Annotated in this window: 17 protein-coding genes; 11 read left to right on the forward strand and 6 right to left on the reverse strand. The window is 42.0% G+C overall.

Annotated features, from left to right (window positions below):
* Positions 1–120: 120 nt before the first annotated feature.
* Positions 121–1,938 (reverse strand): serine hydrolase domain-containing protein, encoded by a 1,818-nt coding sequence (locus BUC20_RS16525; RefSeq protein WP_073232704.1) that lies wholly within the window; start codon positions 1,936–1,938, stop codon positions 121–123.
* Positions 1,925–3,559, reverse strand: coding sequence for an amidohydrolase (locus BUC20_RS16530; protein WP_073232191.1), 1,635 nt, complete (start codon positions 3,557–3,559; stop codon positions 1,925–1,927). Before BUC20_RS16530 ends, BUC20_RS16525 begins: the two co-directional genes overlap by 14 nt.
* A gap of 376 nt (positions 3,560–3,935) precedes the next feature.
* Here BUC20_RS16530 and mutL point away from each other — a divergent pair, with 376 nt between their 5' ends.
* From mutL to BUC20_RS16575, 8 genes are all read left to right on the forward strand, one after another.
* On the forward strand, positions 3,936–5,807 hold the full coding sequence (gene mutL / locus BUC20_RS16540) for a DNA mismatch repair endonuclease MutL (RefSeq protein WP_073232193.1): 1,872 nt from the start codon (positions 3,936–3,938) through the stop codon (positions 5,805–5,807).
* A 5-nt stretch (positions 5,808–5,812) separates the two neighbouring features.
* Positions 5,813–6,553 (forward strand): rhomboid family intramembrane serine protease, encoded by a 741-nt coding sequence (locus tag BUC20_RS16545; protein WP_073232194.1) that lies wholly within the window; start codon positions 5,813–5,815, stop codon positions 6,551–6,553.
* Positions 6,546–7,406: a rhomboid family intramembrane serine protease gene (locus BUC20_RS16550; protein ID WP_073232195.1), complete on the forward strand. Its 861-nt coding sequence runs from the start codon at positions 6,546–6,548 to the stop codon at positions 7,404–7,406. The genes BUC20_RS16545 and BUC20_RS16550 overlap by 8 nt, the downstream gene beginning before the upstream one ends.
* Positions 7,406–8,518, forward strand: coding sequence for an endonuclease/exonuclease/phosphatase family protein (locus BUC20_RS16555; protein ID WP_073232196.1), 1,113 nt, complete (start codon positions 7,406–7,408; stop codon positions 8,516–8,518). Before BUC20_RS16550 ends, BUC20_RS16555 begins: the two co-directional genes overlap by 1 nt.
* An 18-nt stretch (positions 8,519–8,536) precedes the next feature.
* On the forward strand, positions 8,537–9,997 hold the full coding sequence (cysS, locus tag BUC20_RS16560) for a cysteine--tRNA ligase (protein WP_073232197.1): 1,461 nt from the start codon (positions 8,537–8,539) through the stop codon (positions 9,995–9,997).
* Positions 9,998–10,112: 115 nt separating this feature from the next.
* Positions 10,113–10,973 (forward strand): nuclear transport factor 2 family protein, encoded by an 861-nt coding sequence (locus BUC20_RS16565; RefSeq protein WP_073232198.1) that lies wholly within the window; start codon positions 10,113–10,115, stop codon positions 10,971–10,973.
* 149 nt (positions 10,974–11,122) lie between these two features.
* A complete protein-coding gene (locus BUC20_RS16570) occupies positions 11,123–12,007 on the forward strand; it encodes a glycerophosphodiester phosphodiesterase family protein (RefSeq protein WP_073232199.1) in 885 nt (294 codons plus the stop codon).
* Positions 12,008–12,260: 253 nt separating this feature from the next.
* On the forward strand, positions 12,261–13,124 hold the full coding sequence (locus tag BUC20_RS16575) for a hypothetical protein (protein WP_073232200.1): 864 nt from the start codon (positions 12,261–12,263) through the stop codon (positions 13,122–13,124).
* Positions 13,125–13,139: 15 nt separating this feature from the next.
* Here BUC20_RS16575 and BUC20_RS16580 read toward each other — a convergent pair whose 3' ends face one another.
* The 3 genes from BUC20_RS16580 to BUC20_RS16590 form a co-directional block, all read right to left on the reverse strand.
* Positions 13,140–14,102, reverse strand: a complete 963-nt coding sequence (locus tag BUC20_RS16580) for an AAA family ATPase (RefSeq protein ID WP_073232201.1) — start codon at positions 14,100–14,102, stop codon at positions 13,140–13,142.
* Between the two features lie 4 nt (positions 14,103–14,106).
* Positions 14,107–15,471 carry a peptidylprolyl isomerase gene (locus tag BUC20_RS16585; protein ID WP_073232202.1) on the reverse strand — a complete coding sequence of 455 codons (1,365 nt, stop codon included), beginning with the start codon at positions 15,469–15,471 and terminating at the stop codon, positions 14,107–14,109.
* A 63-nt stretch (positions 15,472–15,534) separates the two neighbouring features.
* Positions 15,535–16,125 carry a hypothetical protein gene (locus tag BUC20_RS16590; RefSeq protein ID WP_073232203.1) on the reverse strand — a complete coding sequence of 197 codons (591 nt, stop codon included), beginning with the start codon at positions 16,123–16,125 and terminating at the stop codon, positions 15,535–15,537.
* 113 nt (positions 16,126–16,238) lie between these two features.
* Between BUC20_RS16590 and BUC20_RS16595 the strand changes: the two genes are divergently transcribed.
* Positions 16,239–16,829 (forward strand): hypothetical protein, encoded by a 591-nt coding sequence (locus BUC20_RS16595; protein WP_073232204.1) that lies wholly within the window; start codon positions 16,239–16,241, stop codon positions 16,827–16,829.
* Positions 16,826–17,416, forward strand: coding sequence for a non-canonical purine NTP diphosphatase (locus BUC20_RS16600; protein ID WP_073232205.1), 591 nt, complete (start codon positions 16,826–16,828; stop codon positions 17,414–17,416). The genes BUC20_RS16595 and BUC20_RS16600 overlap by 4 nt, the downstream gene beginning before the upstream one ends.
* Here BUC20_RS16600 and BUC20_RS16605 read toward each other — a convergent pair.
* Entirely contained in the window at positions 17,379–19,799 is a 2,421-nt protein-coding gene (locus BUC20_RS16605; protein WP_234994533.1) for an OstA-like protein, read from the reverse strand. The two genes, BUC20_RS16600 and BUC20_RS16605, sit on opposite strands and share 38 nt — an antisense overlap.
* A 219-nt stretch (positions 19,800–20,018) precedes the next feature.
* Here BUC20_RS16605 and tilS point away from each other — a divergent pair, with 219 nt between their 5' ends.
* Entirely contained in the window at positions 20,019–21,392 is a 1,374-nt protein-coding gene (gene tilS, locus BUC20_RS16610) for a tRNA lysidine(34) synthetase TilS (protein WP_073232206.1), read from the forward strand.
* Positions 21,393–21,427 lie beyond the last annotated feature (35 nt).

Genomic DNA, 21,427 nt, shown 5'->3' on the forward strand with positions numbered 1-21,427 from the left:
TTTGGTTTTGTATGGTCCTAACTAATTTACCGCTAATTTAGACGGTATCAAAATAAATGTTATCATTTTTGTTACACAATTTGTTACACAATTTGATGCACAATAGGCTAAGGCCTTCGTTTAATTATTCCCCTTTTCTATGGCTCTGTAAATGGCGTCCTGAATTCTTGGGCGGATCTTCATGTTGCCTAGTTTTTCTGATACCGAAGGGTTTACCCTGTTGGATAAAAACACATAAACAAGTCCTTTTGCCGGGTCTACCCATACACAGGTTCCGGTATATCCGGTATGTCCATAAGTTTGTGGAGAAGCCAGTTCTGAAGGGTATTTTTTGCTTGCATCGGGATCCCATCGGTCAAAACCTAAACCTCTTCTGCTGATGTCAGATTGTTTTTGTGTAAACATGTCCACCGTTTGCGCCTGGAAGTAACGCGCGCCTCCATATGTACCTTTGTTGAGTAACATCTGATAGATGATGGCCACATCATTTGCACTGGCAAATAAACCGGCATGTCCGGAAACACCTCCTGCCAGTGCAGCACCCTGATCATGAACATAGCCTTCCAGCAGGGTCTTCCTGAAGTAGGTATCCTGTTCTGTAGGAACGATCTGATCCTTTGTAAAGCGGTTGCGGGGCAGGAACCCTGCGGTTTGCATACCCAGTGGTTTGTAGAAATTCTCCCATACATAAGTGTCCAGAGGGATACCGCTCAGGCGCTCAGAAATTTCTTTCATCACGTACATACTGATATCGCTGTATACATATTTTCCGCGGGTTTGGATGGGGGATTGTAGCATCTTTGGCCACATGAAATCCTTAAAAAATCCCTTTTTGATATAATAGAAATCGGCAACTTTGGTGGGGTAAGCGGCGCTTGAATCCCTGCTGTAATCCCCTGTCTTTACAGAGTTATGGAAAGGAATGTAGGGAATGAAGCCTGCCTGGTGTAACATGACCTCGCGAACTTTAATGTTGTTCATTGGCGATAGCCTTGCTTTAGGAATGTAAGCACCGATATTGGTGTCCAGGTTTAGCTGATGCTCTTCATACAGGCGCATCACTGTAGGGGTGGTGGCGGTAGTTTTGGTTAAAGAAGCCAGGTCAAAAATGTCCGTTACTTTTTCAGTAAGCCCATTGTTGTACGTATGGTTGCCGTAAGCTTTGTTGAAGATCACCTTTCCATCTTTAGCTACCAAAACAACGATTCCCGGAGCTGCCTGAGCGCGGATGGCTTCGTTGGCAATGTTGTCAATTTCCTTCAGGTTATCGGAATTTACTGCTGCATCTTCCGGTAGGGTGTATTTTAAACGGGTAGGAGTGGTGACTGCGCCTGATCCGCTCAGGTATTTAGGAGAGTAATTGGCGGTTAGTTTTTTGCTCAGGCCTATTCCTCCGAAAATCATTTGAGGGATGGTGATGGCGGCTTCTTCATTGTTTTGGTTGGCCCAGATTAACGGAGCGGTAAGTCCGTCAAAGGCAAGGAGGCTTCCGGTTTCCCCAAATAAGGAGATGATGATCTTTTTACTTTTTGCGAGGCTGTTGATGAAACCCATGTTCCTTGGGTCATTTACCGCTGAAACAGGTAGGGAAACAATCACGAGATTAAAGTATTTAAGGTCGTCTTCCAGATCGTTTAAGGTGGTTGAGCTTAAATATTGATCGGAGGAGAAGCTGCTCACTTTTGTGTACTTGTTCAGCAGGCTGTCGAATGCGGTGTGAAAGCTGAAGCCAAGGCTTACCGAAGCAATATTCTTTTTGTCGAGGTCGAGCAAAGGAATGGTGTTTTCCTGGTTGTTCAGCAGGATGGTATTGCTGCTGATGGTTTGGAGAAGAGATAGCCGTTGTTGGTTTTGCTGGTGATCTTGCGCGCAGGCGCTAAACGTAAATAAGGCAATGAAACTGATGGTGATGATCCCTGCAAGGTTATTTTTTCTCATATACTTTTTCTCCGTTAACATAGGTTTTTAATACTTGTGTGTTTAATATTTTTGAAGGGTCGGTGCTCATCAGGTCCTGGTCAAGGATGATGAAATCTGCAAATTTTCCCTTTTCTAAACTTCCTTTTTCTTTTTCTTCAAAATTAGCTTTGGCGGCCCAGATGGTCATCCCTCTGAGGGCTTCTTCCCTGCTCAGCGCATTTTCCATCTGGAAACCTCCTGTCGGGAAGTTTTTTGCATCTTTTCTCACCGTTGCTGCATAAAATGTGAAAATTGGGTTGATGTCTTCTACCGGAAAATCTGTACCCAAAGGTAACCAACCATTTTGTTGCATCAATTGTTTGTAGGCATAAGCACCTTTTAAACGTTCCTTGCCTAAACGGTCGCCGGCCCAATACATGTCTGAGGTAGCATGGGTTGGTTGAACGGAAGGAACGACATTGGCGCTGCCGAATAATCCGAAATCTTCAGGAGCTACGACTTGTGCATGCTCTATTCTCCAGCGTTTGTCGTTTTTACCACCAAGGACCTTGTTGTAGATTTTCAGAATACTGCGGTTGGCAGAGTCCCCGATGGCATGAGTGCACATCTGGAAATTGTGTTTGGCAATCTTTTCTGCTACCTCCTCGAAATGTTTGGGATTGCTGAGCATAAATCCTGTTTTGTCCGGCATGTCATGGTAAGGATGTAGCAGACAGGCACCGCGGGAACCTAAAGCACCGTCGGCATACACTTTAAACGCACGCACATTCAGCCGGTCGGTTTTAATCGCCCCGCGGCTAAACAGGTAATTGTAATTGGGTTCACTATCGGACAGCATAAGGTATAAACGCATTTTTAAGCTTTTTGAGGTGTGGAGCTTTTCTACCAGGCCGACTAAGCTGGCATCTACACCGCAATCATCAATGGTGGTGAGCCCGGCGGCGAAACATTTTTCCTGTGCATCTAATAATATTTTTTCTGCTTGTGACTTGGTTGAAGGAGGGATTTTGCTGTTGACCAGGTCTACGGCATTGTCGATGAGTAATCCGGTCAGCTTTCCGTTGTTCTCCACAATTTCTCCACCGGTAAGTGTATAACTCTTTGTGATTCCGGCGGTGGTTAGCGCTTTTTGATTGGCGATTGCCGCATGACCATCTATCCTGGTCAGCAATACCGGACGGTCGGGAAAGAGGCGGTCCAGTTGTTCTTTATCCGGAAATTGCTTGTTTGCCCAGTCGTTCTGGTCCCAGCCTCTGCCAATCAGCCATCCTTCGGGATGGGTTTTTGCGAATTCAGTTAGTCGCTGAGTAACTTCTTCCCAGCTGTCGGTACCCCTTAGGTCGGCAGTTTGCAGGCTTTGTCCATAACCGAAAAAATGAGCATGAGCATCGATAAAACCAGGGTAAACGCTTTTTCCGCCGGCATCTATTTCTTCGCTTGAACTAAATTGCTTTTTGATCTCAGCACTGGTGCCGACGCCAATGATTTTGCCATCTTTAACGGCGAAGGCTTCTGCAGTGTCAAATTTCTCATTTACGGTATAAATCTTACCGTTATAGACAATTAAATCGGCTTTCTGAGCGTTGCAGCTACTGAAAAGCAGGCTCCCGATGGCCAGGCTTGCTAAGAGATTTTTCATCAGTATATATTTGTTTTTTTTCGGTTATGAAACGATCACGATCCTGATGTCGCAGTGTTGTGCGATCCGGAAGGTTATGCTGGTTTCATGAGTTAAAGATAGAAAAAGGAACAATGAAAACGCGAAAGGCAGTCTGATCTGAAAATTCAGGAGAATTCCTGCTTTTTTGGATGATAAAAGTAGTAGCAGAGGCCTGGTGGCAATGAAACCATCATCAGGCATACCGCTTAAAAACAGTTGCTAATATGCTGATGATCGCTTCATAACCGCTGAAAAACAAATATATTCTAATGAAAAAGACAAATTATATACAAAGGAAAAACAAGGATTGAGGCTTATTTTCCTTAAATTAGCCACCTTTACCAGCGAGAAATAAATGTCAGATATAATACAACTTTTACCGGATAGTGTTGCCAATCAGATCGCGGCCGGAGAGGTGGTGCAACGCCCGGCATCAGCCGTGAAGGAGCTTTTGGAGAATGCGATAGATGCAGGTGCAAACAAGATACAGCTAATTTTAAAAGATGGCGGCAAAGCGCTGATCCAGGTGATTGACAATGGCTGTGGAATGAGCGTTACAGACGCGCGTATGTGCTTTGAACGTCACGCTACTTCTAAAGTACGCAAAGCGGAAGACCTGTTTGCAATCCGTACCATGGGTTTCAGAGGAGAAGCTATGGCTTCTATTGCTGCAATTTCCCAGATAGAAATGAAGACCCGCAGGCATGAAGATGAGCTTGGAACAATGGTCCAGATTGAAGGTTCGGTATTCCAGAATCAGGAGCCTGTGGCTACTGCAGAAGGAACGAGCATCAGCATCAAAAATCTTTTTTACAATACCCCGGCAAGAAGAAACTTCCTGAAAAGTAACCCTGCAGAAATGCGCCATGTTCTGGAAGAGTTTCAACGGGTTTCATTGGCCAATCCTGCGATTTCTTTTAGCCTGCACCATGATGGGGTAGAGATTTTCCGCCTGCCGGCATCGGGTTTAAAACAACGGATTATCCATTTATTTGGAAATAACTATAACCAGCGACTAATTCCTGTAGAGGAAGAAACGAGCATCATCAACCTGAAAGGATTTATTGGGAAACCAGAATTTGCCAAGAAAACCAGGGGGGAACAGTTTTTCTTTGTCAACAACCGTTACATCAGGGATACTTACCTGAACCATGCGGTGAATAAAGCGTATGAAGATTTATTGCCTGATGATCACTTCCCTTTGTATGTGTTATTTATTGACATTGACCCTGCAAAGATCGATGTGAACGTGCATCCGACAAAAACAGAGATCAAATACCTGGACGAAAAATCGATCTATGCGATCCTCCATTCGGCGGTAAAAAGGTCCATCGGCAGGTTTAACATCAGTCCGACGATAGATTTTGATCAGGAAACAGGATTCAGCGGAATGATCACCCATAAAGCGCCGGAGGAAATTGTACCGCCGAGCATCAGCTTTAACCCGGATTTTAATCCATTCAAATCGACCGAAAGTAAAGAGCCAACTGTATTTTCCAGAAATTCTGAATTTTCCCGAAGTACTGAAAGTGCGGTTAAGCCAAGTACCAAAAACTGGGGTTCTTTATACGAGATTGCAAACCATACCCAGGCAGAACAAACTGCAATAGACTTACCGGGAACAACACCCTTGCCGGATGATTCTCTGGAGCCGATACAAAAACAACTGATGCAGTTGCATAACCGTTACATCATTTCCCAGATTAAATCGGGATTGATGCTGATTGACCAGCAGGCTGCACATGAGCGGATTCTCTATGAACGTTTCAGCAAAAACCTGGAAGACCGGAAAGGTGCTTCTCAGCAAAGTCTCTTCCCGCAAACGGTCACTTTAAGTCCGAACGACTATGAGCTGGCGAAGAGTTTACTGGAAGACATTAAAAGTTTAGGCTTTGAAGTAAGAGAGTTCGGTAAAAATACGTTAATCATTGAAGGGATTCCGGTAGACCTGGGGAGCAATAATGTGCATGAAACACAATTGTTTGAACACCTGATCGAAGGGTTTAAAAACTCTCAGCAGGAACTGAAACTGGATAGAAGAGATGCATTGGCCAAGAGTATGGCCAGAAATAGTGCCATTAAGAGCGGAACAGCCTTAGGACAACAGGAAATGAATACGCTCATTGAGCAACTTTTTGCCTGCCAAACACCTAACTTTAGCATTAGTGGAAAGCCGGTGATTCAAACCATTGGCCTGACAGAACTGGATAAGAAATTTGATAAATAGACAACATGAATAACATTCATATTCCACCGGTAGTTAAAAACCTGCTCATTATTAATGTGCTCTTCTTTGCTGCCAAATACGTCATGAAAAATACAGGGGTCGACCTGGATTATTTATTGGGCGCATTTTACTTTGACTCCCAGTTTTTCCGGGTATGGCAGCTGATCAGTTATATGTTCATGCATGGCGACTTTATGCACATTCTTTTCAACATGTTTGCGTTATTCATGTTTGGGGGAGTGATTGAAAACCGCTGGGGAACAAAAAGATTTATCAATTTCTACCTGATCACGGGCCTTGGAGCTGTGGCGCTACAAATGGGCGTTCAGGCTTACGAGGTCTATCAGATCACGGGACATATTGTGAATAACCCGATTACTGTAGACCTTGCCGCAAATATGGCACAGGTAAAGATTCCCGGAATCTCAGATGAGGCCAGAAATACCCTGATCGGAATTTATGGATTCCCGATGGTAGGTGCTTCCGGAGCGATCTTTGGATTGCTGGTGGCTTTTGGGATGTTATACCCGAATACAGAAATGTACATTATGTTCATTCCTGTTCCCGTGAAAGCGAAGTATATTATTCCGGTATATATTCTGGTAGAGCTTTCTTTAGGCGTTGCCCGTGTTCCGGGAGATTCTGTAGCCCATTATGCCCACCTTGGCGGTGCATTATTAGGCTTTATATTGGTGAAATTATGGAAAGACAAGGATAACGACAGATTTTATAAGTATTATGAATAAGAATCTTTTTGAAGACCTGAAGTACAAGGTATTCCAATCAGGAAATCCCTCGTTTTTTTATATCGGAATCAATGTGCTCCTCTTTCTGGTGCTGGCATTGTTAGGAATTCCGTTCTTTTTGTCAGGAACCGGATCGGTTGATTTTTCAACCCTGGTAAGGGAGTATGCAGGTTTTCCGGCAGCAATAGATAAACTGCCGACAAGGTTCTATACCGTGATCACTTATCAGTTCTTTCATGAAGGGCTGCTGCACCTGCTGTTCAATATGCTCTGGCTGTTCTGGATGGGGAAAATCTTTCTTGATTTCCTGAAACCAAGACAATTTCATTTTGTATACCTGGCAGGTGGTATTGCAGGGGCTTTAGTGTATGCGCTGGCCTATAATATTTTTCCGGTTTTTGCAGGTAGTCTTTCCCAGGCAACGATCATTGGTTCTTCTGCCTCGGTCATGGCGGTGATTGTGGCTACAGCTACTTTAGTTCCCGATTATGCGATTCGTCTGCTTTTTCTTGGTGATGTGAAGCTGAAATACCTGGCGATGGGTTATATTGCCCTGGACCTGATCGGTATTTCTTCTACAAATGCAGGAGGAAGTTTTTCGCATCTGGGAGGTGCCCTGATGGGATTTGCCTATATTAAACTGTTGCAAAATGGTAAAGACTGGAGCAACCTGTTTAAACGGAAACCTAAATTAAAAGTGGTGAGAAACGAAGAGATGAGATCTTCCCGTAATCAGACAAGTTCAGTCAACCAACAGGAGATAGATGCCATTTTAGATAAGATCTCTAAATCGGGATATGATAAGTTAAGCAGGGAAGAAAAAGAAACTTTATTTAAGGCAAGTAAACATTAATGAAGAAATCAAAACCGACATTTTTTGATAAACTGGTTCGTGTCCTCGCCCTTATTCTGGCAGTTACGCTACTGCTGGGCTTTATGGCTGGAAGGTTCGATCCAAGAAAATATCAATTGATTGCCTTTTTCGGTTTAGCTTATCCCTTCATCTTATTCCTGAATATGTTTATGGTGCTGTGGTGGTGCATCCGTAAACGATGGATCTTTGCAGGAGCAACTGTGGTTCTGATTTTAGTCGGATGGCAGGCACTTACGGCTACAATGGGCATCTCAGGGGAATCCGGAAAAGGCCCTAAGTCTGACCCCAAAGCCCTGCGCATGATGACTTACAATGTGCATAGCTTCAAACCTTACGGACAGGAGAATATAGAGTCTGTTAAACAGCAGATGCTGGAACTGATCGGAAAGGAAAATCCGGATGTGATCTGTTTTCAGGAGTATTTTACCCGAAGAAAAGGCTCTTTTGACATTACAGACAGCCTGAAAAGAATCCTGAATACGAATTACTTTTATTTCGTTCCTTCCAGCGAGAACAATTACGAAGCCACAGGACTGGCCATCTTTTCCAGGTATCCGATCAAAAATAAAGGAACAATTGTTTTCGGAGAGAACTTCGGAGGCAATGCTTCTATTTTTATTGATGTAGAAGTAAATAAAAAGAAATTAAGAGTCTATAACCTGCATCTGCAATCGATCTCTTTTGATAAGCAGGATTATAGCTACATTGATAAAGTAAAGACAAAGATGGATGCGGAAATTAAGCCTTCCAAGCGCATCCTGACCTTGCTCAGGAATGCTTTCCTGAAACGAAGTGAACAGGTCGACATCATGAAGGCGCATATGGAGAAATGCCAGAGTTCTTTTCTGATTGCAGGCGACTTTAACGATACCCCCGCGTCTTATGCAGTGACGCAATTAACGAAATCATTAAACAACACTTTTCAGGAACAAGGAACGGGATTAGGGCGTACTTATAACGGCAAATTCCCTAATTTCCAGATCGACTATATTGCGGCCACTAAAGACATTAAGGTGATGAACCACCTGGTGATCCCGGCTAAATTGTCAGACCACTTTCCTGTTCGCAGTGATTTGATATTAAACCCCTAAAATTTTTACCTTTGCAAAATGGATACAGGTCTACAGCTCTACAATACCCTTACGCGTAAAAAAGAAATTTTTGAACCATTAAACGCACCTCATGTAGGTATGTACGTTTGTGGTCCTACTGTTTACAGTGACGTTCATTTGGGGAATTGTCGTACGTTCATCTCTTTCGATTTGATATTCAGGTATTTAAAGTACAGTGGGTATAAAGTGCGTTATGTGCGTAACATTACGGATGCCGGACATTTGGAAGGCGACCGCGATGAAGGGGATGATAAATTTGCAAAAAGAGCAAAGCTGGAGCAGTTGGAGCCAATGGAAATTGTACAGAAGTACACCCTCGGATTTCATGATGTATTGAGAATGTTCAATACCTTGCCGCCAAGCATCGAGCCAACTGCTACAGGCCATATCATCGAACAGATCGAAATGATCAAAGAGATCATCAGCAACGGATATGCTTATGAAAAGAATGGAACGGTTTATTTTGACGTAGAAAAATATAGTAAAGAATATAATTATACCATTCTTACCAATAGAAATATGGAAGACATGCTGGCCAATACCAGGGAATTGGGTGGTCAGGATGAAAAACGCGGACGCCTGGATTTTGCGCTTTGGATCAAAGCAAAGCCGGAAACGATCATGCGCTGGGCTTCTCCATGGGGAGAAGGTTTCCCGGGATGGCATATAGAATGTTCTGCAATGAGTGCAAAATATCTTGGCGAAGAGTTTGATATTCACGGAGGAGGAATGGACCTTGCCGCCACACACCATACGAATGAAATTGCACAGTCTGAGGCTTGTAATCATAAACAACCTGCCAAATACTGGATGCACACCAATATGCTGACGGTAAATGGAACAAGGATGTCTAAGACCTTAGGCAACGGTTTCCTTCCGGAGCAGTTGTTCAAAGGGGAGCATGTATTGCTGGCAAAAGGCTTTAGCCCGATGACGGTGAAGTTCTTTATGCTTCAGGCGCATTACCGCAGTACGCTGGACTTTTCTAATGAAGCATTGGATGCTTCGGAAAAAGGATTCAGAAGATTGATGAATGCGATCAGTTTAATGGATAAATTAAGCCCTTCGGCAAGCAGTGATTTCCAGATTGGCCCGATCATGGACAACTGTGTGAAAGCAATGAATGACGATTTCAACAGCCCGGTTGTAATTGCGGAGTTGTTCGAGGCGGTTCGTATCATTAATACGGTATATGATGGCAAAGGAAGCATTTCTGCCGAGGAACTGGATCAGCTGAAAAAGCTGATGAAGGATTTCGTGTTTGACATCTTTGGCCTGAAGGATGAAGACAGTTCGAATATAGAGCTGAATTCAGTGCTGGATATGGTGATTGACCTGAGAAAAACCGCTAAAGAGAATAAGGACTATGCCACGTCTGATAAAATCCGTCTGGGACTCCAAAGTATGGGCATCCAGTTGAAGGACAGTAAAGAAGGCACAACCTGGAACAAAGCTTAATAATGATCATAAATCAATGTGTAATGGTTACAAAGCCCGACAATGTGTAATTGTTAATTACTTTTGAAAACCAATACCTCCACAACAATTATATTAGTACCCAAACTATACCTAAATGATGATGAATAAATTTTTATATACGGTTATAGCTGTTTCTATGACACTTGGTGCTTATGCACAAAAATCAGACGGAAGCACTAAATCATTGGTTAAAGCAGAAAAAGAATTTGCGGAAGACCTGGCTAAACATGGCGCGAAAACAGCTTTTATTAAATATTCGGCAAATGATGCTTTGGTCTTCAGACCGAATCCTGTAAATGCAAAAACTTTTTATGCCAGTCAGCCTGAGGATAAAAACCTGAGCTGGGAGCCTGTTTATGCGAAAGTAGCCAGAAGTGGCGACTGGGGTTTTACCACAGGACCTTTCGTTGCAGATGGGGATACCAAAACTTATGGACAATACCTTTCTGTATGGAAAGCGAAAGATACCAGATGGGAACTGGCCCTGGATTTGGGCGTAACTCATAACAAACCTTTAAATAAGGTGGAGCCTTCCTTCATTGAGCCTAAGGATTTTTATAAGCCTAAGTTCGCCAACGATAAACAAAAGGCTGCCGGAGCTGACATCATTGCAACCACAGAAAAAACGCTGAATACCATGTTGAAATCTTATGGAATTGCTGCTTTTGCAGGTTTCCTGAATCCGGATGCAAGGGTGTTGTTCCCAGGATATGAGCCGATCATCGGAAAAGATAAGGCTTTGGTTTTCTTTAATGGAATGGTAAAGAACATGAGCTTAAAAACGACTAAGGTAAGCAAAGCTGATGGCGGTGATCTTGCCTATACTTATGGTGTCGCAACTGTCGATTATAAAGCTGATCTGAGAGAAAGTTTCAACTATGTTTTTATCTATGAGCGTCAGGCAGACCATAACTGGAACCTGATTGTACAGGCATTTGCGCCTGCTGAACGTTAATCAAAAGAAAATAACTTGTTAAAAAGGTTTCTTAAAGATTTGATTTAAGAAACCTTTTTTTTGATATAATTTTTAACCCCGGCCAGGATCGCCTGTACAGAGATAAGGAATGGTCCTTATTGGCGTTATTCTGGTAAATAACAAACTTAATGAAGAAAAATATATTATTCCTTGCAGCCATGATGCTGGCCTTCCAGAGCCAGGCTCAGAAATTCGATTTACAAGGGCAGAGAGGAGCCAGGGGGATCATGCCTGAGAACACCATTCCCGGGATGATTAAAGCGCTGGAACTGGGCGTAAATACCTTAATTATGAATGCCGTGATCTCTAAGGATAAACAGGTAGTCCTTTCTCAGGAACCCTATTTCAATTCAGAGATCAGCCTGAAGCCTGATGGAAAGGAAATCAGCCTGAAAGATCAGAAAAAGCACAATATCTATAAAATGGATTATGAGCAGGTGAAGAAATATGATGTGGGAAGTAAAGTGCATAACAGGTTTCCTGGTCAGCAGAAGTTTAAAGTTTATAAACCTTTGCTGGAAGAAACGATAGATTCTGTGGAAAACTATGTGAAAGAAAACAGGTTGCCAAAACCGAATTACAGCATAGAAACAAAGACGATTCCTAAAGGAGACAATGAGTTTCAACCAGAGCCTGCAGAGTTTGTAGATCTGATCATGGCAATTGTAAAAGCGAGAAAAATAGAAAAGCGGGTGACGATTCAGTCTTTTGACGTCCGTACCCTTCAATACCTGCATGAACATTATCCTAAAATCAAAACGGCCTTGCTGATTGATGAAAAGGAAGATTTTGAGAACAATATTCAGGAGCTGGGTTTCAATCCTACGGTATACAGTCCGTATTCTGTATTGGTAGGAAAAGGCCTGGTAGACCGTTGTCATGCTGCAGGAATTAAGATCATTCCATGGACGATCAATTCGACTAAACAGATGAAATACCTCATTGGCCTTGGTGTGGATGGGATCGTTACTGATTATCCGAACTTATTTAAAGCAGAATTGCTGGAACAGTAGAATTTCTGGTATTAACCTACGACATGTCCCAATCAGCCTCTGGCTTTTTGGGGCATTTCATTTCAGGGCTATTTTGATCAGTAAGCTAGCCTGATGGGTGTTTGTCCTTCAGGTGTAACATCATCCTTTGATCGGCTACAGGCGGTTGACCGATAACTATCCGCGTTAAATTTCCTTAACAATAAAATGATGGTTAATAATTATATATTTGGTATCAGAACGATACCGGATTTTTAATAAACTAATAAAATTTATGGAAAATATAAATTGGTGGGGAATAGTCAAAGGTAATGTACTGCCACATTTGGGAACCATTATTCTTTCCATGATTTTGTTTATCTCGATTGGTTTTATACTTGGCATTATCTATAATGTGATCCTTTGGAAGAAGAAAGTGTATACCAGGGAACCAAAATATTACAACTGGGGTGTAAAGCTGTACATCCTGGCAAGCATGATTGCATTTGTTTATTTCTTTGCTCATTTTGCCATCATTTCATCTGCCAGAAAAATCATCAAAAAAGAGGAACCAAGGATCGTATCGGAAATTTATGAACAAGGGGTTAAGCAAATTTTTAATTCCCCTGAAGAACGGAATAAATTCATAAAGAAGATACAGGATGGGGCAGGGGGTATGCAGCAGGGGAGTAAGCTGTTGAGTGCCGACATCAACAAGTATATGGCCTCGAAAAATACCGGACTTCAATTGATCGATAATGGCAAGAATAAACTCAGTAATTATCTGACGGCCAAATATCAGGACGATATTTATTCGGCGGGTTTATATGGAATGCTTTTAGCTGCCGGCAGAGGCCATGTAGATCTGAAGAGCCTTTCTTATGAAGATTTTAATACCATTGTCAAAACGCTTAATGCCCTGGATCCCCGGGATATTGAAAAGTCAATAAAATTAAAGCTTACTGAAGAAGTTGATGGCATTGTTTCGAAACAAATGGACGGCTTGTTTAAGGGGGCGCTTTACCTGTTTATCGCCATATTGCTGGTCCCTTTAGTGGAGTTCTTCATTTACAGGTATTATACAAAAAGACAGTTATTGAAGCAGGTGGAAATATCGGGGCAGATATCGGGTCAGACAGACAAAGACATTTCAGTCTGAGTCTGTCTGAATCAATTAATATAAGTTTTTAATGATTTGTTCGATGGATAAACCTTCTGCTTCTGCACGGTAATTTCGTACGATACGGTGGCGTAAGATGGCTTCTGCAACGGCCTGTACATCTTCAATGTCAGGAGAATACTTGCCTGATATTGCGGCATGGCATTTTGCTCCGATCACCAGGAATTGTGAAGCCCTTGGGCCTGCTCCCCAGCTGATGTATTTGTTGATGTCTTCTGTAGCTAATGGGGTATGCGGACGGGTTTTAGTGGCCAGTTTTACTGCATATTCCACTACATTATCTGCAATCGGAATGTTCCTTACCAGTTTCTGGAAATATTGAATCTGCTGTGCGTTGATGATCTTTTTCAGCTGAATGTCCTGGTTACTGGTGGTGTTTTTAACAATCGTAAGCTCCTCTTCAAAGGAAGGATAGCCCAGATGTACATTGAACATGAAACGGTCTAACTGTGCTTCAGGAAGGGGGTAAGTACCTTCCTGTTCAATTGGGTTTTGTGTGGCCAATACGAAGAACGGATTGGGTAAGATATGTCTTTGTCCGGCTGCGGTTACTGCTTTTTCCTGCATGGCTTCCAACAGTGCTGCCTGTGTTTTTGGTGGCGTTCTGTTGATCTCATCTGCAAGAATGATATTTGAAAATACCGGTCCGGGAATGAACTTGAAATTTCTGTCTTCCCCCAAGATTTCGGCACCAATGATATCACTGGGCATCAGATCAGGGGTAAACTGGATCCTGTTAAAATTAAGGTCCAGTACATTGGCTACAGTTTGAACAAGTAAGGTCTTTGCCAGGCCGGGAACACCAACCAGTAAACAATGGCCATTACTGAAAATGGATATTAAAACAGATTTTACAACCTCATCCTGTCCAATGACCACTTTGCCGATCTCGGCCTTAATATCCTTGTACGATTGATGTAATGCGTCGACGGCTTTTATATCGTTATCAAACTGCATAGACTTATTTTTTAGCAGTTTTAGTCCAGATTTTTAGCTCATCACATTTGTCGTAATCTTCGTCAATTCTGATGTAGGTATTTTCTCTTCTTTTCTCAAACCATTCGCTCAGGATACGGTCAACTTTACCTTGTTGTGCTCTTTCTTTGAATTTCGCATAATCCTGCTCCAGGTTTCCTTTGTGAGGTGGGATTTTAGATTTAAGGTAAAGGAGTTTATAGCCTTCTTTTCCGTCTTGTCCTGTGAAAAGTACCGGTTTAGAGATCTCCCCAACTTTCATGGTATCTACTACCAGGAATACTTTAGGATCAAGCTTGTCAGCAGGGATAAAGGTAGTCCTTGCAGTTACGTTATCTGCATAAAGGATCATACCACCATTGTATTGAGATTCTTTGTTGTCAGAATATAAAGATGCTGCTGTAGAAAAAGTGATTTTGTTGGTCTTGATATTGGTATAAAGACTGTCTGCCTGAAGTTTTACACGCTCTAAACTTTGTGGGGTAGTCTGAGGGCGGATCAGAATGTGACGGGCCTGAACCTGCTCTCCACGACGTTCAATTACTTGCAGGATGTGGAAACCATGCTCTGATTCGAACACCGGAGAAATTTCACCGGCTTTCAGTTTAAAAGCCCATGCCGTAAATTCCTTTACCATTCTCGTACGGTCAAAGAAGCCTAAATCACCACCATCAGGCGCTGATCCCGGATCTTCAGAATAAGATTTTGCAAGGAAGGCAAAGTCTTCACCGCTTTTTACCCTAAGTCTTAAGGCATCAATTTTATCATAGAATTTTTGTTTCTCTGCTTTTGTCAGTTTCGGGTGAAGCACAATCTCTCCAACCTCAAACTCTGTAGGGATATCCGGCAGACTGTCTTTCTTGTAAGAATCGAAATATTTTTTAACCTCTAAAGGAGTGATGCTGACATCCTGAGTGATGTGTGCCTGCATCTTGTTGGAGATCAGTTGCTCTTTCAGATCTGGTCTGATCTCGTCCTTGTATTGTAATACAGAACGGTTTAAGAATTGCTCCAGACGTTCTTGTCCGCCGGCGCGCTGAATCTGCATACGCATCCTTTTGTCTACTTCTTCGTCTACCTGAGCTTCTTCCACAGTGATGGAGTCGATCTCTGCCTGTTGTTTCAATAGTTTCTGAGCAAGCATCTGTTGCAAAATATAACATTTTACCTTTTCATCACCTGGATTTCCAGAATTCAGGTATTGTGCATATTGCTGGTTCAGATCGGATAACAAAATGATATTATTCCCTAATACTGCAACCACTTTATCTATATTTTTCTTCGCTGGTTGTGCTTGTGCATTCAAAAACAAACAGATTAATCCGCCTGCAATCGCTAAAAATTTCTTCATTCTATGTACGTTCAATTATATTCTTTTTGCAAATTTAATATTAATAATCTTCAGGCAGTATATTTATAATTTTGCCAGTTTTCTTAATTCCTCCTGGTATATCTTTACCGGGTATTTTTTTCTTAAAGTATCCACCCATTCTTTTTCCAGTACTTCCTGGTAATCGGTGATGACCTTTCCTTTCACATCCTCAAAAGAACTTTCTTTATAAAAGCCCTTGTTCTTTTCGTAAAAATCGCGGAGCTGGTTTTCATCACTTTGCGACTTGTCCCAAACTTTGATTTCTGAAATATTAAACATCAGCACTGCATTTCTATACTCATTCATGATCATGGAATACGTTGCTTTTGAGTTGGAGATCTTCTTTCTGGAACGTAAAGCCGCCTCGTAGTTCTTTATTTCTGTAAGGTAGGCTGTATCCTTGTCAAAGCCCATCTCTATTGCATCGAGTACTTTAAGTTTGAAATTCAGGTAAAGGTTTAAATAATCTTCCAGCTCTTTAAATGCTGCATTTCCAGCCCCATAGTGGTTTTTCTGATAGACCCACATAAATTCTTTGCTGCCCACAGGCTTCCCATTGATACTCGCTACATTTTGTGCAAATGCGCTTGCAAAGGTCAGACTGAAGATAATAATGCAATAAGTTTTTCTCACGAAAGATATATACTATAATATATTTTAAGGCATAAAAGTAACAAATAAAGGCGCTATAATAAGATATTTAACTAATTTTAACAGAAAAAAGATTTCCAATAAAATCAGCATTAATGGCCAGCCAACTTACAACTAACGGAGACGCTTTACGTTTATTTTTTACAGATGATATTTATTTGATTAAAGGGGAGGAGATTTTGTCAACTGAAGAGGTGATCGTTCCTGAAGTACAGCCGGTTATGGAGGTGGTTCAGGATGTCGTAATTCCGGCTGTGATCTTAGAGGTTCCTGCTGTTGTGGAACAGCCACTGGAAGTGCCTTCCTTTAAATTCCTTGGGAAGAACAGCCGAAATATTCTCATCCTGGTAAATGACCGGGAGCATGAAGTGAGCGACGAAAAAGGAAGGGAATTATTGCGCAAGATTGTCAAATCTGTAAACCTTAGTGCCAATGATTTTGCGCTGCTGAACTATGCGAATTATAACGGAACAAGCTATGCGCAGTTGCAGCAGCATTTTTCAAGTGTACTGGTCTTTGTTTTTGGCGTTAGCCCTGAGCAGCTGAAAATGAAGGCGTATCCTCAGAACAGCATCGTGATGGAGGAAAATGTGCGGCTTATTTTCTCCTCTGAGCTGAAAGCACTGGAGGAAGATCCGACCGGAAAAAAAGTATTATGGGCTAGCCTTAAGCAATTAGGATTATGAAACAAGAACTGGTTTTTGCCACCAACAATAAACATAAAACAGAAGAAGTCGGCAAACTTTTGCTGAACGAATACACTGTACTGAATCTTTCCGATATAGGTTGTAACGTAGATATCCCGGAAACGGGGGATACTTTTGAGGAGAATGCTACTTTAAAAAGCAGCTATGTAGTGGAAAATTACCAGCTGGATTGCTTTGCAGATGACAGCGGACTGGAGATTGAAGCTTTGAATAACGAACCGGGGATTTATTCTGCCAGGTATTCAGGTGTAAAAGACGATGAAATTAACCTCAAACTTGTTCTTCAGAAAATGGAAGGGCAAAGCAACAGAAAAGCGCGTTTTAAAACGGTGATCTCGTTGATTCAGGGAAAAAAGAACCATCTTTTTGAAGGGGTAATTAATGGCTATATCAGGGAAAGCCCGATCGGTGATCAGGGCTTTGGGTATGATCCGATTTTTGTGCCTGAAGGTTATGAACAGAGTTTTGCACAGATGGACATGGCTCAGAAGAATAAGATCAGTCACCGGGCAATTGCGATGCACAAGCTTATTGCTTTTTTAAAGGAACAACAACCGGCGCTTTAACCGGATCTGTTTTAAGCGGAAGGCCTTTTGTGGTGTCCGCTTTTATTTTAAGGGTTTTTGTCGTGTCGGTTTTAACCGGAATAGTTTTGACCGGGGTAGTTTTCGCTGAATCTGTTTTTAACGGAGCCGCAGATACACTATCCTGTTTGGCTGTTCCTGACTTAGCTGTACCGGGATTTATTGTACCCGATTTCACCGTAGTTGGTTTTAACGTAGTAGCTTTTCCGGTTTCTTTTCCAAGGGTGTCTTTCGGTAATCCTTTCGGATCATCCGTGTCCTTTTTGACAGGTAACTTTGGCCCTTTCGGTCCCGGCCCCTTTTTAGCTCCTGGTTTAGGCTTAGGCTTTCCATTGATCACTTCTTTTTTAGACAGTGGCCTAAGTTCCGGCTTCCAGATAAATCCGGTTAAGAACACATCTTCTTTGAGTTCCTTTATTGGCGTTCTGGCCCCTTCGGTATCTTTAATGGTGATGATGTCTTTAATCTCCTTGTCCTTAAAGAGGATTTTTATCCTTGCACTCACTGTTTGGTTCATCTCCGTATAAATGCTGTCTTTTTCTTTGTTGAAGTAAATACTTTCTGCATTTCCATCCACAAACATCCGGTTTAGTTTTCCATCTATGAAGAAACCGGTAATGAGCTTTCCTTTGATCTGGTTGAACCTGGCCGAATCTGCATTTACATTTACCATAAAGCCACTACTCAGTACCTGCGAGGTGTTCAGCTGCTTGTTTTTCAGTTTCAGGTAAATGGTATCTCCCGTTTGCTGAGAGCCCTCAGCCCATAGTATAGGACTTCCATACCAGCGAAGCGTAGAGTCGGAGCTGGTATAAAACAAGGAATCTGCCCTTGCCTGCATATTTGATTTAAATACGCGGACATGGTGATACGCCCTGATTGCCCTGGTTCTGATGGTGTCGGCAGGATTGAATGGAAGGGTATCCTTTACTGCAGGTTTTACTCCAGGTTTGGTTACAGGTGTTTTGCCTCCGGCTCCTTTTTTTGGATCGGTTCCTTTCTTTGCATCGCCTTTCTTAGCATCTGTGGACTTTGGCTTTTTGGGATCTGCTTTTGCGATCTTTACAGAGTCCTTTGGCACAGTAGGCTGGATCACTTCGGCTGCTTGCAGGACGGTGAGAATGGTGCTGTCGGTGACTCCCTTTTTTATGGTCTTTTTGTTAATGGGGACTTCTTTTTTCTTAATTGGGATATTGTCTTTTTTTATCGGAATGCTGTCTTTTTTCAGGCTGTCTGTTGCTCCCGGAATTTTAATTTTTGTGGAGTCAGTAATTGCCACCGGTTTCTCTCCGGTTTTTGGAGTGGTTGTGTTTTTGTCTCCTTTTTTTGCTTTTTTGGGGTCCTGACCAGTTGTAGCAATTGCTTTTTTATCTCCTACTTTCGGTTCTTCCTTTTCATCTTCGCCCATTTCATTGTCCTTTTTAAGGACAGGCGAAGAGATGAGCTTCAATGTTTTTAAAAGGACCATCTGGGTTTCCAGTGTATCGGCGCCCATCCACAGACTATCGGGCTGAAGCTTTTTACCAACCATCACTGAGTCCGAGGTCCCCATTCCTATGTAAGGATTTTTAGTGACGATGGTACGCTGGTCGATCTTGTAATAATATGCCAGCTGTCCGTACATGACCGTTTTATCGGTGGTATCTTTAAAAACAATATTTCTTACTGCTTTACCATATCCTGCGATGCCATCATAATATAAACTGTCTCCTTTTAAGGATTTGGAAGCCTGGGTATACAGGTTCTTCTTTCCGAAGTAAGCATATTGTGTTTTGGTATTATACGCTCCGTTCTCGGTATAAAGGTTGTCGTCCTTACCCTTAATATTGGTAGGGCCATAGAAATAAGTCCAGTTGGTGAGGGTATTGTACCTTAAGGTATCTGATTTGATGGTCGATTCCGGAGTAACCACCACCACATCATAACGGAAATAAGCGTCGCGGCTATTGGAGAAGTAGTAACCGTTTTTACTGGTCAGGGTGACGTCTTTATTGACAATCTTACCTCCGGTTACATAGGTGCCGACTTTACTTCCCAGATTGTAGTCCAGGATGTTAGTGGTCAGTACATTATCTTTGTCAATGAGTTTGACGTTGCCGGTTAAATGGGCATTTTTAGTATTCCCATCATAATTAAGCTTGTCGGAGTAGATGTTTATGGTATCTGCCTGGTTGATGTGTACACGATTATAAGCATCAAACATGTTTTTTGCTTCATAGAACACAGCACTGTCACAGGCAAGTGTGGCATTGTCTTGTTTAAAGACAGGATTCCTCAGATAGGAAACCGGGCCACTGGCAGTTTTTGTTACCGTACCTGCGGAGGAACTGATCAGTAAAATCTTTGTCTTCTGTTGCGCAAGCAATGAAAACGGGAGTAGAATTAAAATAAGAAAAAAACGTATTTTTTGCACTTTACAAAGTTAGTTTTTTGTGTACCATTTTCATGTATATGATTGTTTTTTATTGGTTATGAAACGATCATAAGTACAGTTGTTTCTTTTTATAAGGATATCATGATGATATAAATTACTGTTTTTTTCTAAGACATCCCCTTTATGGTTTAAATTAAATATTTTTGAAAGATGTTACCTCTTCAGAATTTTAAAGATTACATCGGCCAAAATGCCCTCTTCACAGCGAATGATAAGATTCTTCTGGCAGTAAGTGGGGGTAGGGACTCCGTTCTAATGGTCCATCTATTTAAACTCTCCGGATACAATTTTGGTATAGCCCACTGTAACTTTAATTTAAGAGGAGAGGAATCCATCCGGGATGAGCATTTTGTGAAAATGCTGGCGGCAACGCTTGATGTTCCCTTTTATGTGACACATTTTGAGACAAAAGCATACGCGACTGCCCATAAGGTGTCGATACAGATGGCAGCAAGAGATTTGAGGTACCAATGGTTTGAAGAGATCAGAAGTAAAGAAGGTTATGCATGTATCGCCCTGGCCCAACATCAGGATGATGCCATTGAAACAGTATTGCTCAACCTGACCCGTGGTACCGGGATCGCCGGATTGCATGGGATTCTTCCAAAAAGAGGGCATTTAATCAGGCCATTGTTATTCTTGTCAAGAACAGAAATCAATGAACTGATGGAAGGGGAAAAACTCGACTATGTGGAGGATAGCTCTAACCTGAGCACCAATTACGCACGCAATAAAATCAGGTTAAAGGTCTTGCCTCAGCTGAAAGAAATCAATGGAAACCTGGAGGTGACCTTTCAACATAATATTCAGCGTTTTGCGGATACAGAACTGGTCCTGCAGAAGGTGGTTGCAGATTTAAGCAGAAACCTGTTGATTCAGAAACAAGATGGAATTTACCTTTCTATAGCGGAAGTTAAAGGTTTATCTCCTCAAAAGTTATTGCTTTTTGAAGTGCTGAAACCTTATGGTTTTTCAGAACATCTTGTAGCAGATGTATTGCAGGCCCTGGATAAACAAAGCGGTATTTCCTTCTTTAGTTCTTCTCATCAGCTGACTTTAGACCGGGAAGACCTGATTTTGAAGGTATTGAAAGATAAAGATGCAGTAGCCCGGCAACACCTGCTCATTCATGCGAAAGAGGGGGGCACTTTGCTTCCTGAGGGGGAATTGAACATGCTCAACGTAACTAAATCTATCTTTGATAGAGATTATGGATTTAAAAATGATCCTTTTGAGGCTTACCTGGATGCGGAAAAGCTGATTTATCCGTTAGTATTAAGAAGCAAACAAACCGGCGACAAGTTTAAGCCGATTGGGATGAGCAGCTTTAAAAAGCTGAGTGACCTTTTTATTGATGAGAAGATTCCGGTGACACGAAAAGATGACATTCCGGTTCTGGTCAACGGCAACGGAGAAATTATCTGGGTGGTCGGATTGAGGGCCGACAACCGTTATAAACTAGGTCCTGGAACGAAAAATGTAACAATATTGACTTTTAGAAATCTACATATTACAAATTCTTAACAATCTTGAACCCGATGTTTTACTAAGCAAAGGAA

The sequence above is a fragment of the Pedobacter caeni genome, from assembly GCF_900129215.1.
In the GTDB taxonomy this organism is placed as follows: domain Bacteria; phylum Bacteroidota; class Bacteroidia; order Sphingobacteriales; family Sphingobacteriaceae; genus Pedobacter; species Pedobacter caeni.

Bases quoted from the DNA above. Each gene is read 5' to 3' on its own strand.
- BUC20_RS16525 (WP_073232704.1), bottom strand. From the start codon at position 1,938: ATGAGAAAAAATAACCTTGCAGGGATCATCACCATCAGTTTCATTGCC.
- BUC20_RS16530 (WP_073232191.1), bottom strand. From the start codon at position 3,559: ATGAAAAATCTCTTAGCAAGCCTGGCCATCGGGAGCCTGCTTTTCAGT.
- mutL (WP_073232193.1), top strand. From the start codon at position 3,936: ATGTCAGATATAATACAACTTTTACCGGATAGTGTTGCCAATCAGATC.
- BUC20_RS16545 (WP_073232194.1), top strand. From the start codon at position 5,813: ATGAATAACATTCATATTCCACCGGTAGTTAAAAACCTGCTCATTATT.
- BUC20_RS16550 (WP_073232195.1), top strand. From the start codon at position 6,546: ATGAATAAGAATCTTTTTGAAGACCTGAAGTACAAGGTATTCCAATCA.
- BUC20_RS16555 (WP_073232196.1), top strand. From the start codon at position 7,406: ATGAAGAAATCAAAACCGACATTTTTTGATAAACTGGTTCGTGTCCTC.
- cysS (WP_073232197.1), top strand. From the start codon at position 8,537: ATGGATACAGGTCTACAGCTCTACAATACCCTTACGCGTAAAAAAGAA.
- BUC20_RS16565 (WP_073232198.1), top strand. From the start codon at position 10,113: ATGATGATGAATAAATTTTTATATACGGTTATAGCTGTTTCTATGACA.
- BUC20_RS16570 (WP_073232199.1), top strand. From the start codon at position 11,123: ATGAAGAAAAATATATTATTCCTTGCAGCCATGATGCTGGCCTTCCAG.
- BUC20_RS16575 (WP_073232200.1), top strand. From the start codon at position 12,261: ATGGAAAATATAAATTGGTGGGGAATAGTCAAAGGTAATGTACTGCCA.
- BUC20_RS16580 (WP_073232201.1), bottom strand. From the start codon at position 14,102: ATGCAGTTTGATAACGATATAAAAGCCGTCGACGCATTACATCAATCG.
- BUC20_RS16585 (WP_073232202.1), bottom strand. From the start codon at position 15,471: ATGAAGAAATTTTTAGCGATTGCAGGCGGATTAATCTGTTTGTTTTTG.
- BUC20_RS16595 (WP_073232204.1), top strand. From the start codon at position 16,239: ATGGCCAGCCAACTTACAACTAACGGAGACGCTTTACGTTTATTTTTT.
- BUC20_RS16600 (WP_073232205.1), top strand. From the start codon at position 16,826: ATGAAACAAGAACTGGTTTTTGCCACCAACAATAAACATAAAACAGAA.
- tilS (WP_073232206.1), top strand. From the start codon at position 20,019: ATGTTACCTCTTCAGAATTTTAAAGATTACATCGGCCAAAATGCCCTC.